General features: G+C 61.9%; 23 protein-coding genes. 22 read left to right on the top strand and 1 reads right to left on the bottom strand.

The window, feature by feature from the left end:
- The 21 genes from EOA85_RS11300 to EOA85_RS11200 all read left to right on the top strand — a co-directional run.
- The coding region (locus EOA85_RS11300; protein WP_348627892.1) for a ribosomal protein L16 at positions 1 to 108 on the top strand (108 nt) is incomplete at its 5' end.
- A gap of 13 nt (positions 109 to 121) precedes the next feature.
- A complete protein-coding gene (gene rpmC, locus EOA85_RS11295) occupies positions 122 to 322 on the top strand; it encodes a 50S ribosomal protein L29 (RefSeq protein WP_023799289.1) in 201 nt (66 codons plus the stop codon).
- 11 nt (positions 323 to 333) lie between these two features.
- Entirely contained in the window at positions 334 to 573 is a 240-nt protein-coding gene (gene rpsQ, locus EOA85_RS11290) for a 30S ribosomal protein S17 (protein ID WP_023799288.1), read from the top strand.
- 81 nt (positions 574 to 654) lie between these two features.
- Entirely contained in the window at positions 655 to 1,023 is a 369-nt protein-coding gene (rplN, locus tag EOA85_RS11285) for a 50S ribosomal protein L14 (RefSeq protein WP_006205457.1), read from the top strand.
- A 12-nt stretch (positions 1,024 to 1,035) separates the two neighbouring features.
- Complete coding sequence (gene rplX / locus EOA85_RS11280; protein ID WP_127209460.1) at positions 1,036 to 1,350, top strand: 50S ribosomal protein L24; 315 nt, start codon at positions 1,036 to 1,038, stop codon at positions 1,348 to 1,350.
- Entirely contained in the window at positions 1,343 to 1,921 is a 579-nt protein-coding gene (gene rplE / locus EOA85_RS11275) for a 50S ribosomal protein L5 (protein ID WP_023799287.1), read from the top strand. Before rplX ends, rplE begins: the two co-directional genes overlap by 8 nt.
- Positions 1,922 to 1,948: 27 nt before the next feature.
- Positions 1,949 to 2,254 carry a 30S ribosomal protein S14 gene (gene rpsN / locus EOA85_RS11270; protein ID WP_029352223.1) on the top strand — a complete coding sequence of 102 codons (306 nt, stop codon included), beginning with the start codon at positions 1,949 to 1,951 and terminating at the stop codon, positions 2,252 to 2,254.
- A gap of 12 nt (positions 2,255 to 2,266) precedes the next feature.
- The gene (rpsH, locus tag EOA85_RS11265) at positions 2,267 to 2,665 is read left to right on the top strand and encodes a 30S ribosomal protein S8 (RefSeq protein ID WP_006205453.1); all 399 of its coding nucleotides are present in this window, start codon (positions 2,267 to 2,269) and stop codon (positions 2,663 to 2,665) included.
- A 92-nt stretch (positions 2,666 to 2,757) separates the two neighbouring features.
- Positions 2,758 to 3,291 (top strand): 50S ribosomal protein L6, encoded by a 534-nt coding sequence (gene rplF / locus EOA85_RS11260; RefSeq protein ID WP_023799285.1) that lies wholly within the window; start codon positions 2,758 to 2,760, stop codon positions 3,289 to 3,291.
- A gap of 85 nt (positions 3,292 to 3,376) precedes the next feature.
- Entirely contained in the window at positions 3,377 to 3,736 is a 360-nt protein-coding gene (gene rplR / locus EOA85_RS11255) for a 50S ribosomal protein L18 (RefSeq protein WP_029352225.1), read from the top strand.
- A 154-nt stretch (positions 3,737 to 3,890) separates the two neighbouring features.
- Positions 3,891 to 4,454: a 30S ribosomal protein S5 gene (gene rpsE, locus EOA85_RS11250; RefSeq protein ID WP_006333394.1), complete on the top strand. Its 564-nt coding sequence runs from the start codon at positions 3,891 to 3,893 to the stop codon at positions 4,452 to 4,454.
- Between the two features lie 25 nt (positions 4,455 to 4,479).
- Positions 4,480 to 4,677, top strand: a complete 198-nt coding sequence (gene rpmD, locus EOA85_RS11245; protein ID WP_127209459.1) for a 50S ribosomal protein L30 — start codon at positions 4,480 to 4,482, stop codon at positions 4,675 to 4,677.
- Positions 4,678 to 4,699: 22 nt separating this feature from the next.
- Positions 4,700 to 5,173, top strand: a complete 474-nt coding sequence (gene rplO, locus EOA85_RS11240) for a 50S ribosomal protein L15 (protein WP_127209458.1) — start codon at positions 4,700 to 4,702, stop codon at positions 5,171 to 5,173.
- A 191-nt stretch (positions 5,174 to 5,364) separates the two neighbouring features.
- Positions 5,365 to 6,705 (top strand): preprotein translocase subunit SecY, encoded by a 1,341-nt coding sequence (gene secY / locus EOA85_RS11235; protein WP_065008707.1) that lies wholly within the window; start codon positions 5,365 to 5,367, stop codon positions 6,703 to 6,705.
- Positions 6,702 to 7,310 carry an adenylate kinase gene (locus tag EOA85_RS11230; protein WP_127209457.1) on the top strand — a complete coding sequence of 203 codons (609 nt, stop codon included), beginning with the start codon at positions 6,702 to 6,704 and terminating at the stop codon, positions 7,308 to 7,310. The genes secY and EOA85_RS11230 overlap by 4 nt, the downstream gene beginning before the upstream one ends.
- A gap of 191 nt (positions 7,311 to 7,501) precedes the next feature.
- On the top strand, positions 7,502 to 7,870 hold the full coding sequence (gene rpsM / locus EOA85_RS11225) for a 30S ribosomal protein S13 (RefSeq protein ID WP_029352234.1): 369 nt from the start codon (positions 7,502 to 7,504) through the stop codon (positions 7,868 to 7,870).
- A gap of 146 nt (positions 7,871 to 8,016) precedes the next feature.
- Complete coding sequence (gene rpsK / locus EOA85_RS11220) at positions 8,017 to 8,406, top strand: 30S ribosomal protein S11 (RefSeq protein WP_023799279.1); 390 nt, start codon at positions 8,017 to 8,019, stop codon at positions 8,404 to 8,406.
- A gap of 100 nt (positions 8,407 to 8,506) precedes the next feature.
- Positions 8,507 to 9,517: a DNA-directed RNA polymerase subunit alpha gene (locus tag EOA85_RS11215; RefSeq protein ID WP_023799278.1), complete on the top strand. Its 1,011-nt coding sequence runs from the start codon at positions 8,507 to 8,509 to the stop codon at positions 9,515 to 9,517.
- Between the two features lie 144 nt (positions 9,518 to 9,661).
- A complete protein-coding gene (gene rplQ / locus EOA85_RS11210; RefSeq protein WP_023799277.1) occupies positions 9,662 to 10,093 on the top strand; it encodes a 50S ribosomal protein L17 in 432 nt (143 codons plus the stop codon).
- A gap of 191 nt (positions 10,094 to 10,284) precedes the next feature.
- A complete protein-coding gene (locus EOA85_RS11205; protein ID WP_127209456.1) occupies positions 10,285 to 11,772 on the top strand; it encodes a DegQ family serine endoprotease in 1,488 nt (495 codons plus the stop codon).
- Positions 11,773 to 11,823: 51 nt separating this feature from the next.
- Complete coding sequence (locus EOA85_RS11200) at positions 11,824 to 13,134, top strand: replication-associated recombination protein A (protein WP_127209455.1); 1,311 nt, start codon at positions 11,824 to 11,826, stop codon at positions 13,132 to 13,134.
- A 7-nt stretch (positions 13,135 to 13,141) separates the two neighbouring features.
- On the opposite strand, the gene EOA85_RS11195 is transcribed toward EOA85_RS11200, so the two are convergent.
- On the bottom strand, positions 13,142 to 13,552 hold the full coding sequence (locus EOA85_RS11195; protein WP_164759601.1) for a cupin domain-containing protein: 411 nt from the start codon (positions 13,550 to 13,552) through the stop codon (positions 13,142 to 13,144).
- Positions 13,553 to 13,628: 76 nt separating this feature from the next.
- Between EOA85_RS11195 and EOA85_RS11190 the strand changes: the two genes are divergently transcribed.
- The coding region (locus tag EOA85_RS11190; RefSeq protein WP_164759600.1) for a LysR family transcriptional regulator at positions 13,629 to 14,361 on the top strand (733 nt) is incomplete at its 3' end.

Below are 14,361 nucleotides of genomic sequence, written 5' to 3'. Positions count from 1 at the left end.
ATGTTCGAGATCGACGGCGTCAATGAGGAAACCGCCCGTGAGGCGCTGCGTCTCGGCGCGGCCAAGCTCTCGGTCAGGACGCGCTTCGTACAGCGCATCGCAGAATAAGGACGGGCTGATCATGAAAGCCGAAGACATCCGGACCAAGACCCAGGACCAGCTGACCGACGAATTGGCCAGCCTGAAGAAGGAGCAGTTCAACCTGCGCTTCCAGAAGGCCACCGGCCAGCTCGAGAAGACCGCGCGCGTGAGGCAGGTCCGCAAGGACATTGCGCGTATCAAGACCATCGCTGCGGAAAAGTCCGCGGCTAAGAAGGCTTAAGGACGAAAACCATGCCAAAGCGCATTCTGCAGGGCACCGTCGTCAGCGACAAAAACGAGAAGACGGTTGTCGTCAAGGTCGAACGGCGCTTCACGCATCCCGTGATGAAGAAGACCGTGCGCATGACCAAGAAATACAAGGCGCACGACGAGAACAACGCCCACAAGGTTGGCGATCAGGTGTTCATCCAGGAATCGAAGCCGATTTCCAAGGACAAGCGCTGGACCGTCGTGTCTTCGGACCAGGCCTGATCAGGGCAACGAAACGAATTTTGGACAGACCGGGGAAGGGTGAAGAACCCGTCCCGTTAGAAGAGAAAAAGGCGGCCAGTCATGATTCAGATGCAAACAAACCTCGACGTCGCGGATAATTCCGGCGCCCGTCGTGTCATGTGCATCAAGGTGCTGGGCGGCTCGAAGCGGAAATACGCTTCCGTGGGCGACATCATCGTGGTGTCGATCAAGGAAGCCATCCCGCGCGGCCGCGTCAAGAAGGGCGATGTGATGAAGGCGGTCGTGGTTCGCACGGCCAAGGACATCCGCCGCCCGGACGGCAGCGTGATCCGTTTCGACAAGAACGCGGCCGTTCTCGTCGACAACAAGAAGGAGCCGATCGGCACGCGTATCTTCGGACCGGTTCCGCGCGAACTCCGCGCCAAGAACCACATGAAGATCATCTCGCTCGCGCCTGAAGTGCTGTAAGGAGCCGGACCAATGCAGAAGATTAGAAAAGGCGACAAGGTCGTCGTGCTGGCCGGCAAGGACAAGGGCCGTTCGGGCGAAGTCCTCTCGGTACAGCCGAAGGAAGACACCGCGCTGGTGCGCGGCGTCAACATGATCCGTCGTCACCAGAAGCAGTCCCAGTCCCAAGAGGGCGGGATCATCACCAAGGAAGCGCCGATCCAACTGTCGAACATCGCGCTGGCCGACCCCAAGGATGGCAAGCCGACCCGTGTCGGTTTCACCTTCCAGAAGGACGGCAAGAAGGTGCGCGTCGCCAAGCGCTCGGGAGAAGTCATCAATGGCTAAGGCTCAAACCAAGCAGGCGACTGCCCAGAACACGCCGCGCCTCAAGCAGGTCTACAACGAGACCATTCGTAAGGCTCTGCAGGAGCAGTTCGGCTACGAGAACGAGATGCAGGTTCCGCGCATCGACAAGATCGTGCTGAACATGGGCGTCGGCGAAGCGACCGGCGATTCGAAGAAGCCTTCGATCGCGGCGGAAGATCTTGCGCTGATCGCCGGCCAGAAGGCCGTCGTCACCCATGCGCGCAACTCGATCGCCGGCTTCAAGGTCCGCGAAAAGATGCCGATCGGCGCCAAGGTCACGCTGCGCAAGGAACGCATGTATGAGTTCCTCGACCGTCTCGTGAACATCGCGCTGCCGCGTGTCCGCGACTTCCGCGGGCTCAATCCGAAGAGCTTCGATGGCCGTGGCAACTATGCCATGGGCATCAAGGAACACATCGTGTTCCCGGAGATCAATTACGACAAGGTTGATCAGATCTGGGGCATGGACGTCATCGTTTGTACGACTGCGAAGACGGACGACGAAGCCAGGGCATTGCTCAAGGCCTTCAACTTCCCCTTCCGCCAGTAACGGCAGCGAGAAAAGGAAAAATCTGAAATGGCAAAGACCAGCTCAGTCGAGAAGAACAACAGGCGCCGCAAGCTTGTGGACCAGTACGCTGCCAAGCGCAAGGCCCTCAAGGCGATCATCATGGATCAGTCCAAGCCAATGGAAGAGCGCTTCCGCGCCCAGCTGAAGCTTGCGGCACTGCCGCGCAACTCGGCCAAGATCCGCATCCGCAACCGCTGCGAAGTCACCGGCCGTCCGCGCGCCTACTATCGCAAGCTCAAAGTATCGCGCATCGCGCTTCGTGATCTCGGCAATAACGGCCAGATCCCGGGCCTGGTCAAGTCGAGCTGGTAAGGAGGACGTAACATGTCATTGAGCGATCCTCTCGGCGATATGCTGACCCGCATCCGCAACGCCTATGGCCGCAAGAAGTCGAGCGTTTCGACGCCGGCCTCGCGCCTGCGTACCCGCGTCCTCGACGTGCTGAAGGCGGAAGGCTATATTCGCGACTACAGCCAGACCGACTTCGACAACGGCAAGTCCGAAATCGAGATCGAACTGAAGTATTTCGACGGTGCGCCGGTCGTGCGCGAAATCGCCCGCGTCTCCAAGCCGGGCCGTCGCGTCTACGTTTCGGCGAAGTCGATCCCGCACGTCGCCAACGGCCTCGGCATCGCGATCCTTTCGACGCCGAAGGGCGTCATGGCCGACCACGAAGCGCGCGAACAGAATGTCGGCGGGGAAATCCTCTGCCAGATATTCTGATCTGGAGCGCGATCCCGGAAAGTGGAATCCGGTTTTCGGACACATGTTCGAAAACAGAGACCTGAAACAAGAGAAGTGACGAGGACAACAAAATGTCTCGTATTGGAAAGAAACCCGTTTCGCTGCCGCAGGGCGTGACCGCGACCGTGGACGGCCAGACCGTCACGGCGAAGGGTCCCAAGGGTGAGCTGAAGTTCGTGGTGAACGACGAAGTGCTGGTCAAAATGGAAGGCAGCGAGATCGCTGTCCAGCCACGCGACCAGACCAAGACCGCTCGCTCCAAATGGGGCATGTCGCGCACGCAGATCGTCAACATCCTGCAGGGCGTCAAGGACGGTTTTGAAAAGAAGCTTGAGATCACCGGCGTCGGCTATCGCGCCGCCATGCAGGGCAAGAACCTGCAGCTGGCGCTCGGGTTCAGCCATGATGTCGTCTACGAAACGCCGCAGGACATCACGATCACCGTGCCGAAGCCGACGGAAATCACCGTGACCGGCATCGACAAGCAGAAGGTCGGTCAGGTTGCTGCCGAGATCCGCGAATATCGCGGTCCCGAGCCGTACAAGGGCAAGGGCGTTCGTTACGCTGGCGAGAAGATCGTCCGCAAGGAAGGCAAGAAGAAGTAATTTAAACGCCGCGGGGAGCGGTCGCGGGAGGCTTGTCCTACCGCACAGGGTTGCCCCCGTTTTTTGAAGGCAAGGAACTGATATCATGGGCTCGAAAGAATCCACACAACGCCGCGCTCAGCGCGTCCGCCGCCAGATCAAGAAGGTCGCGGGCGAGCGCCCGCGGCTGTCGGTCCACCGCACGTCGAAGAACATCTACGTGCAGGTGATCGACGACGCCAAGGGCCACACAATCGCTGCCGCCTCGACGCTGGAGAAGGACCTCAAGGGTTCGCTCAAGACCGGTGCCGACACTGCCGCCGCAGTGGCAATCGGCAAGCTGATTGCCGAGCGCGCTTCGAAGGCCGGCGTCAAGGAAGTCGTCTTCGACCGTGGACCGTACATCTATCACGGCCGCGTCAAGGCGCTGGCCGAGGCCGCCCGTGAAGGCGGCTTGAGCTTCTAAGGCATGATCCCGAACCGGAGGTCAGCGCAGCAAAAAGGTGCAGACTTTTCGGATAAGATCATGCGAAGGAAAAATGAGTTTCGCCCCCGGCAGCCCACAGAGGTGCCGGGTATCATCATCAACCGTGCTTCCGGAAAAAAACAAGGAACAGGATATGGCACAGGAACGTAGGGATGGCGGCCGCGGCCGTGATCGCGAAGAGCGCGACGACGGCATGGTGGACAAGCTCGTCCACATCAACCGCGTCGCCAAGGTCGTCAAGGGCGGCCGGCGCTTCGGCTTTGCAGCACTCGTCGTCGTCGGCGACCAGAAGGGCCGCGTCGGCTTCGGTCACGGCAAGGCGCGCGAAGTGCCCGAGGCGATCCGCAAAGCGACCGAATCGGCCAAGCGCGACATGATCTTCGTGCCGCTGCGTTCGGGCCGTACGCTGCACCACGACGTCGAGGGACGCTGGGGCGCCGGACGCGTTCTGCTGCGCGCTGCCAAGCAGGGTACCGGCATCATCGCCGGCGGCCCGATGCGCGCCGTCTTCGAGACGCTCGGCATGCATGACGTCGTCGCCAAGTCGATGGGTTCGTCGAACCCGTACAACATGGTTCGCGCCACCTTCGACGCGCTGAAGAGCCAGATGCATCCCAAGGATGTGGCTGCTGCGCGCGGCATCAAGTATTCGACCCTTCAAGCCCGCCGCGGCACCGCCGTCGCGGCCGAAGAATAGTCGACGCTGACCAGGGATTTTGACCATGCCCAAGAAAGCAACCAAGACCATCACCGTCGAGCAGATCGGTTCGCCGATCCGCCGGCCGAAGGAGCAGCGAGCGACGCTGGTCGGCCTCGGCCTCAACAAGATGCACAAGCAGCGCACGCTGGAGGACACCCCCTCAGTGCGCGGCATGATCGCTGCCGTCCAGCATCTCGTCCGCGTCGTGGACGAGGGCTGAACCAGAGCGCAGGAGAACTCAGATGAAACTCAACGATCTGCGTGACAAGGACGGCGCGACGCATTCCAAGAAGCGTCTCGGCCGCGGCATCGGTTCCGGCTCGGGCAAGACTGCCGGCCGCGGCGTCAAGGGCCAGAAGGCGCGCTCCGGCGTCGCCGTCAACGGCTTCGAGGGTGGCCAGATGCCGCTCTACCGGCGCCTGCCGAAGCGTGGCTTCACCAACATCTTCGCCAAGAGCTTTGCCGTCGTGTCGCTGGCCCGCATCCAGGCCGCGCTCGACGCTAAGGAGCTCGACGCCAAGACGACTGTGACGGCCGAAGCGCTGGTCGCTGCCGGGGTCATCCGCCGCGTCAAGGACGGCGTGCGCATCCTCTCGGACGGCGACATCAAGTCGAAGCTCGCCTTCGACGTGGCCGGCGCCTCCAAGGCTGCCATCGAGAAGATCGAAAAGGCCGGCGGTTCGGTGAAGCTGCCGGAAAAGGCAGCCGCCGAGTAACGGCGATTTGAAGCGCGATCGGCAAGAGTGAGACACGTTTCGCTTTCGATTGCGCTTTGATCCGATCAATATGGCGGCCGCATCAACGCGGCCGCTTGCATGTTTGCAGTCCGGAGCTTATCTCGTGAGCTTCGGTGACACGCGCCGCCTGAGTTGCGGGCCATCGAGCGTGACCAAGCGGAGAATCAGGCATGGCTTCGGCTGCTGAACAACTAGCCTCGAATCTGAATTTCTCGGCCTTCGCCAAGGCGGAGGATCTGAAGAAGCGCATCTGGTTCACCATCGGCGCGCTGCTCGTCTACCGCCTCGGCACCTATATCCCGCTGCCCGGCATCAATCCCGACGCTTTCGCCCAGGCCTTCTCGTCGCAGAGCAAGGGCGTGCTTGGCATGTTCAACATGTTCGCCGGCGGCGCCGTCGAGCGCATGGCGATCTTTGCCCTCGGCATCATGCCCTATATCTCCGCTTCCATCATCATGCAGCTGATGACCTCGGTCATCCCGACTCTGGAGGCGTTGAAGAAGGAAGGCGAACAGGGCCGCAAGGTCATCAACCAGTATACCCGCTACGGCACCGTGCTATTGGCCCTGGTCCAGGCTTACGGCATTGCGGTCGGACTGGAGGGCGGCAACGGCATTGTCAGCGATCCCGGCATGTTCTTCCGCATCTCGACCGTCATCACGCTGGTCGGCGGCACCATGTTCCTGATGTGGCTGGGCGAGCAGATCACCGCCCGCGGCATTGGCAACGGCATTTCGCTGATCATCTTTTCCGGTATCGTCGCCGGCCTGCCGCAAGCCATCTCCGGTACGCTGGAACTTGGCCGCACCGGCGCGCTGTCGACCGGCCTGATCCTGGCGATCATCGTTCTCGCCGTCGTCGTCATCGCGCTGATCGTGTTCTTCGAGCGCGCCCAGCGGCGCTTGCTGATCCAGTATCCGAAGCGCCAGGTCGGCAACCGCATGTTCCAGGGCGACACATCGCACCTGCCGCTCAAGCTCAACACGGCTGGCGTCATTCCGCCGATCTTCGCTTCGTCGCTGCTGTTGCTGCCGGCGACGGTCGCCGGCTTCTCGCAGACGACCAACATGCCAGCCTGGGCCAGCACCGTCCTGGCGGCACTCGGCCATGGCCAGCCGCTCTACATGGCGTTCTATGCGGCGATGATCGTGTTTTTCGCCTTCTTCTATACGGCGATCGTCTTCAACCCGAAGGACACCGCCGACCAGCTCAAGAAGCATTCGGGTTTCATTCCGGGCTACCGTCCGGGCGAGCGCACCGCCGATTACATCGACTATGTTCTCACCCGCATCACCGTCGTCGGCGCCATCTATCTGGTGCTGGTGTGTCTGCTGCCCGAGTTCCTGATTTCAGCGACTGGCGTACCATTCTACCTCGGTGGCACATCGCTTCTGATCGTGGTCAGTGTAACGCTCGATACGGTGGCGCAGATTCAGGGTCACCTGATCGCGCACCAGTATGAGGGCCTGATCAAGAAGTCGAAGCTGCGCGGGGGGAAAAAGGCCAGATGAGGTTGATATTGCTTGGACCGCCAGGGGCGGGCAAGGGGACGCAAGCACAAAGACTGGTAGAAAAATACGGCATACCCCAACTCTCCACGGGCGATATGCTGCGCGCTGCTGTCCAGGCCGGCACCGAAGTCGGCAAGCGCGCCAAGGCGGTGATGGACGCTGGCGAACTGGTCTCCGACGCCATTGTCAACGCCATCGTGGCCGAGCGTATCGATCAGGCCAATTGTGCCGGGGGATTCATCCTTGACGGATACCCGCGAACTTTGGTGCAGGCGGACGCGGTTGAATCGATGCTCTCGGATCGCGGCCTCACTCTCGACGCTGCCATCGAACTTGTCGTTGACGACAAGGCGCTGGTTGGTCGGATCGGCAGGCGCGTCGAAGAGGCCAAGGCTGCGGGTCTGCCGGTACGCAAGGACGACAACACGGCGGTGTTCGAAGAGCGCCTGAAGGAGTACTACAAGAAAACGTCGCCGCTGATCGGCTACTACTATGCCAAGGGCAAGCTCAGAGGTGTCGACGGCATGGCCGACATCGATGCCGTGACGCGACAGATCGAAGTGGTGCTCACCGCTGCCACCCACGCGGCGGCAAAGGGAAAATAAACGATTACGCTTGACTGGAGCGGTTCGCTGGGGTATGGCGGCCCGTCTTCCTATCAGGCATGAGGCTTGCTTGCCCGCAAGGGCAAGGCAGCCGCTTTGAACTGGAAACTCCCGCATGGGCCGGCCTCCACCGGACGCGGGGCAACTTTGATAGCGCCGGCTTGCCCGGCCCACATGGAGAAGAGAAGAACATGGCTCGTATAGCCGGCGTCAACATTCCGACCAACAAGCGCGTCGTCATTGCGCTTCAGTACATTCACGGCATTGGCAAGAACTTCGCCCAGGAGATCGTCGACAAGGTCGGCATCCCGGCCGAGCGCCGCGTCAACCAGCTGACCGACGCGGAAGTGCTGCAGATCCGCGAGACGATCGACCGCGACTATCAGGTCGAGGGCGATCTGCGCCGCGAAGTGTCGATGAACATCAAGCGGCTCATGGACCTCGGCTGCTATCGCGGCCTGCGTCATCGCCGCTCGCTGCCGGTTCGCGGCCAGCGCACGCACACCAATGCGCGCACCCGCAAGGGCCCGGCCAAGTCGATCGCCGGCAAGAAGAAGTAAATTAGGGGAATAAGGGAGTAGGGGAGTAAGGCAGTAGGGAACAGCCGAGCGTTTCCCTACTGCCTTACTGCCCTATTCCCCTACTCCCTTACGAAGGTGGAGCCGCTGGCATTACGGCGGTGTAGAGATCAACTGAAAGGACCATCATGGCCAAGGAAGCCACACGTGTTCGCCGTCGCGAACGCAAGAATATTTCGTCGGGCGTTGCTCACGTCAACTCGACCTTCAACAACACGATGATCACCATCACCGACGCGCAGGGCAATTCGATTGCCTGGTCGTCGGCGGGAGCCCAGGGCTTCAAGGGGTCTCGCAAGTCGACCCCGTTCGCTGCCCAGATGGCTGCCGAGGACGTTGCCAAGAAGGCCCAGGAACACGGCATGCGCATGCTCGAGGTCGAAGTCTGTGGGCCCGGCTCCGGTCGTGAATCCGCGCTGCGCGCGCTGCAGGCAGCCGGATTTACCATCACCTCGATACGTGATGTGACGCCGATCCCGCACAATGGCTGCCGCCCGCGCAAGAAGCGCCGCGTCTAAGAATTATCGAACGCCGCGCGAACGCCAGTAGCGTTCCTCCACGGCATTCCAGGTCGCCCGCCACGATTGGATGGTGGCGGGTCAACGGAAGGAAAGCATCATGATCCAGAAAAATTGGCAGGAACTGATCAAGCCGAACAAGATCGAGTTTTCGTCGAAGAAGAAGACGCTGACCACGCTGGTCGCCGAGCCGCTCGAGCGCGGCTTTGGTCTGACCCTCGGCAATGCGCTACGTCGCGTGCTTCTGTCTTCGCTGCGTGGCGCGGCAGTAACTGCCGTGCAGATCGACGGGGTTTTGCATGAATTCTCGTCCATCGCCGGCGTGCGCGAGGACGTGACCGATATCGTCTTGAACATCAAGGAAATCGCCATCCGCATGGAAGGTGACGGCCCCAAGCGCATGGTCGTGCGCAAGCAGGGACCGGGCGCTGTTCTCGCCGGCGACATCCAGACGGTCGGCGACGTCGAGATCCTCAACCCCGACCACGTCATCTGTACGCTGGACGAGGGCGCTGAAATCCGCATGGAGTTCACCGTCGATACCGGCAAGGGCTACGTTCCGGCCGACCGTAATCGTGCTGAAGACGCGCCGATCGGTCTCATCCCGGTCGACAGCCTCTACTCGCCGGTCAAAAAGGTCTCCTACAAGGTCGAGAACACCCGTGAGGGCCAGGTTCTCGACTATGACAAGCTGACCATGACGATCGACACCGACGGTTCGATCTCGGGCGAGGACGCGGTGGCTTTCGCTGCCCGCATCCTGCAGGACCAGCTTGGTCTGTTCGTCAATTTCGACGAGCCGCAGAAGGAAGTCGCCGCCGAGCAGGTGACCGAGCTTGCCTTCAACCCGGCGCTGCTCAAGAAGGTCGACGAGCTGGAGCTTTCGGTGCGTTCGGCCAACTGCCTGAAGAACGACAACATCGTCTATATCGGCGACCTGATCCAGAAGACCGAAGCCGAGATGCTGCGCACCCCGAACTTCGGCCGCAAGTCGCTGAACGAGATCAAGGAAGTCCTGGCGGCGATGGGCCTGCACCTCGGCATGGAAGTGCCGGATTGGCCGCCGGAAAACATCGAAGACCTCGCCAAGCGTTACGAAGATCAATACTGACCGGTGAATTGAGAATGGTGAAATGGTGAATGGTCGCCGGTCGGCGACTTCGGAGAGGTAGAGCCCTTCCATTCACCATTCACTATTGACCATTCACAAAATGAAACAGCCGGGCCAACCGCCCACAACACCAGGAGAAGAGCCATGCGCCACGGATTTAAAGGCCGCCGGTTCGCCCGCAGCATAAGCCATCGCAAGTCGATGTTTGCCAACCTTGCCGTATCGCTCATCGAGCATGAGCAGATCCTCACCACCTTGCCGAAGGCGAAGGATCTGCGTCCGATCGTCGAGAAGCTGGTGACGCTCGGCAAGCGAGGCGATCTGCATGCCCGCCGCCAGGTGATTGCCCAGATCGGCAATGAAGGCGTCGTCAAGCGCCTGTTCGACACGATCGCGCCGCGCTACGCCACCCGCAACGGAGGCTATCTGCGCATCATGAAGGCGGGCTTCCGCCACGGCGACAATGCCGCCATGGCGGTCATCGAGTTCGTCGATCGCGACACCTCGGCCAAGGGCGCCGGCGACCGTGCCCGCATCGAGGCAGAAGGCACCGACGAAGAAGCCGCGGCCGCATAAGCTTCGGTTTGCGTAAAGAGTTCAAAAGGGGCCTGCGGGCCCCTTTTTGCATTCCGGAATGCGGCAGGGAACATTTGCGACCATTTCTGCTCAGCTCAGACCTTATCGCTCAAAATAATCGGATTTCATTGCCTCAGCCTTTCATTTTGCACAATCGTCGGGACAATGGCGCCCGACCCGGAGGATTCGGAATGCGCGTAAAACGGCTGTCTCTTGTTCTATTCTGCGCCTTGATGGCGCTGGCAGTCGCGCCGGCGGCCAGGCAGGCGCTGGCTCAGGACACCAAGGCCGATCCCGGTCTGTCCGATGTGCTGACGGACATGCTGCGCGGCGCCGAAGGCGAAAATGCCACCTCCGGTCCAGACAAGCGTGTTCCGTTCGGCCGCGAGGAGATGCAACTGTCCTTCGCGCCGCTGGTCAAGCAGACGGCGCCAGCCGTGGTCAATGTCTATGCCTCGCAAACGGCCAAGTTGAGGTCGCCCTTCGACGGCGATCCCTTCTTCGAAGAGTTCTTCGGCCGTTCGCAGCCGCGTGCGCAGTCCTCGCTCGGCTCCGGCGTGCTGGTCGATCCGACAGGCATAGTGGTCACCAATTTCCACCTCATCAAGGACGCCGATCAGGTCAAGGTCGCCACCGCGGACGGGCGTGAATTCGACAGCAAGGTGCTGCTCAAGGACGAGACGCTTGACCTCGCCGTGCTCAAGATCTCCTCCGACAAGCCATTTCCGGTCGTCGCCATCGGCGATTCCGACGCGCTCGAGGTTGGCGACCTGTTGTTGGCCATCGGCAACCCTTTCGGTGTCGGCCAGACCACCACCAGCGGCATCGTTTCGGCGCTTGCCCGCAGCCACATCGGCGTTTCCGATTCCAGTTTCTTCATCCAGACCGACGCCGCGATCAATCCCGGCAATTCCGGCGGTGCGCTGATCAACATGGGTGGCCAACTGGTCGGCATCAACACGGCGATCTACAGCCGCAGCGGCGGCTCAATCGGCATCGGCTTTGCCATTCCCTCCAACATGGTTCGCGCGTTTGCCGATGCGGCCAAGGCCGGGCGCGACTTCTTCGAGCGGCCCTATATCGGCGCCGAATTCGAGCGCGTGACGCCGCAGATCGCCGAATCGCTCGGTCTGGAGACCCCGACCGGGGCGCTGGTTTCGTCCGTCGAAGAAGCAGGGCCGGCGGCCACGGCGGGGCTCAAGCCCGGCGATGTCGTGCTGTCGCTCAACGGCACGCCGGTCGAGAGCATCGAGGCGCTAGATTACCGGATGGCGACGCTGTCGATCGGCACCAATGCCAGCTTCGGCGTCCTCAGCAAGGGCCAGCAAGCGACGATGGAGATTGCGCTGGAGCGCGCGCCGGAAGGTGCAAAACTCGCGGAAGTGACACTGCGCGGTCGCAGCCCGTTTTCCGGTGCCAAGGTTGCGGAGCTGTCGCCTCGGCTCGCCCAGCGGCTCGGCATGCGCACGGATGTCAAGGGTGTTACGGTGGTCGACATCAATCGCGGCTCGCCCGCAGCCGATTTCGGCTTCCAGCCGGGCGACATCGTTCGCGAGGTCAATGGCTTGACCATCGATACCGCCGCGACACTGGAACAGGCAGCCATGGAAGAGACGCGCTGGTGGCGCTTTACCGTCGAGCGCGGCGGGCAGATACTGCGCCAGGTGTTGCGTTACTGAGCCCGAGCGTCGATCCTTCGGACGAGATCGCGCTCCAACGAAACGAAGTGCATGGCCGATCTGTTCAGTGTCGATGAACCGGAAAAGGCGCCGCCCGGCAGGCCGCTGGCCGACCGGCTGCGCCCGAAGAACCTCGGCGAGGTCGTTGGCCAGGAGCATCTGACCGGGCCCGACGGCGCACTGACGCGGCTGATCGGCTCCGGCTCGCTCGGCTCGATGATCTTCTGGGGGCCGCCCGGGACGGGCAAGACCACGGTCGCGCGGTTGCTTGCCGGAGAAACCAGCCTTGCCTTCCAACAGATATCGGCGGTGTTTTCCGGTGTCGCCGACCTGAAGAAAGTGTTCGAGGCGGCGAAGCTGCGCCGCTCCAACGGCCATCAGACGCTGCTCTTCGTCGACGAGATCCATCGCTTCAACCGCGCCCAGCAGGACAGTTTTCTGCCTGTCATGGAAGACGGCACCGTCGTGCTGGTTGGCGCCACCACCGAGAACCCGTCCTTCGAACTGAACGCGGCGCTTCTATCCCGCGCGCGCGTGCTGGTCTTCCATTCGCTCGGTGAGGACAGCATCGCAAAACTGCTGGCGCGTGCCGAGGAGACCGAGGGCAGGGCGCTGCCGCTCGACGACGAGGCGAGGGCGATGCTCATCCGCATGAGCGATGGCGATGGCCGCGCGGCGCTGACGCTGGCCGAAGAGGTCTGGCGCGCCGCCAAGTCAGGCGAGGTGTTCGGCGCCGAGGGCCTGCAGCGCATCGTCCAGCGCCGCGCTCCGATCTACGACAAGGGCCAGGACGGCCACTACAATCTGATATCGGCGCTGCATAAATCGGTGCGCGGCTCCGACCCGGACGCCGCCCTCTATTATCTCGCCCGCATGTTCGACGCCGGCGAGGATCCGCTCTATCTCGGCCGCCGGCTGGTGCGCATGGCGATGGAGGATATCGGACTGGCAGACCCGCAGGCGCTGGTCATCGCCAATGCCGCCAAGGATGCCTACGACTACCTGGGCTCGCCAGAGGGCGAGCTCGCCTTCGCCGAGGCCACCGTTTATCTCGCCAGCGCGCCCAAATCCAACGCCGTCTACACCGCCTTCAAGGCCGCCACTCAGGCGGCGAAGGAGTTCGGCTCGCTGCTGCCGCCCAAACACATCCTCAACGCGCCGACCAAGCTGATGAAAGACGAAGATTACGGCGCCGGCTACCGTTACGACCACGACGAGCCGGACGCTTTTTCCGGACAGGATTATTTTCCGGAAAAGATGGGCCGCCACACATTCTATGATCCGCCCGAGCGCGGCTTCGAACGCGATATCAGGAAACGGCTCGACTATTGGGCGAAGCTGCGCGGCGAGCGGAACAAATAAGCTCGCTTCATTCGGCCGGATCGGCAAAGGGCATGTTTGGATCACTGACATAGAACAGAACCATGCGTGCTGTCTGCCGCGTGTCCAGGTTCCGTCCGGTCATTTTGACCAGCGGCGGTTCGACAAAAATCTCTCCGGCTTTCACCATGACCGCTTCACGCCCGTCCAGTTCCAGAGTGAAGGTGCCCTCCAGCATGTAGACCGTTACCGGAAAGCGATGCGAATGATAGGGTGTGCAATCGCCGGGCTCGAGCGTGGCCAGAAGCACGCGTATTTCCTGGTCGGACGTTTTGGGCATTGCTGCCGTTGCTTCGCGGTGCAGCACCTGCAATTTGGCGGCGCCCGTTTCCCGCGCCGAGATGGTGACGCCGACCGTGAGGCCGGAGATCGCCGAACCGACTTCCGCCGTCTTGTGCATCGCCGTTCTCCATTTCACCAGGCTGAGCTTAATACCGGTGCTGTGCGGGCGGCAGCAGCAAGGTTGCGGAGCGAGCATGCAAGGATGCATAACATCGGCGATGTTCGACTGGAGCGACCTTCGCTATTTCCTGGCCGTCGCGCGCCATGGCAGCACACTTGCCGCCTCAAGGGCGCTAGGCGTGAATCAGTCGACGGTGCATCGGCGCATCGCCGAGCTTGAGCGGCGCATCGGCGGCCCGCTCATGTTGCGCTACCCCGCCGGTTACCGGTTGACGGAGTTCGGCGAGGCGCTGCTTCCGGCGGTCGAGGCCATCGAGACGTCCGTGATGGCACTCGAACGCCGGATCGTCGCCTATCGCAGCGACCTGGCTGGAACCATTCGGCTGGCCGTTCCGGAACCACTCGTTTCACGCATTGTCGGTTCGACGCTGCTCGACATGTTTCATGCGCGCTACCCGGCATTGCGCATCGAATTTGTGATGAGCGACCGCTATCTCGATCTGTCCAAGGGGGAGGCCGACATCGCGCTCAGATCCGGTGAGCCCGCTGACGAAACCCTGATTGGCCGGAAGATCGCCGACTCCATCTGGGCCGTCTATGGCAGCCGCTCCTATGTCCAGCAACACGGCGCTCCGCAACGTATCGAGGATGTTGGCCGTCATGCAATCGTCGGTTTTGACGGCATGCTGATCAATCACCGAGCGGCAAAGTGGCTCGCGGCGATAGCGCCAGGCGCCAATATCGCGGCGCGCAACAACAGCGTGCTGGGTGTCCTGCATGCCGTCAAATCGGGGATCGGCATTGCGC

The organism is Mesorhizobium sp. M5C.F.Ca.IN.020.29.1.1 (genome assembly GCF_003997375.1).
Lineage (GTDB): Bacteria > Pseudomonadota > Alphaproteobacteria > Rhizobiales > Rhizobiaceae > Mesorhizobium > Mesorhizobium wenxiniae.
This window is presented reverse-complemented; position numbering and strand designations above follow the sequence as displayed.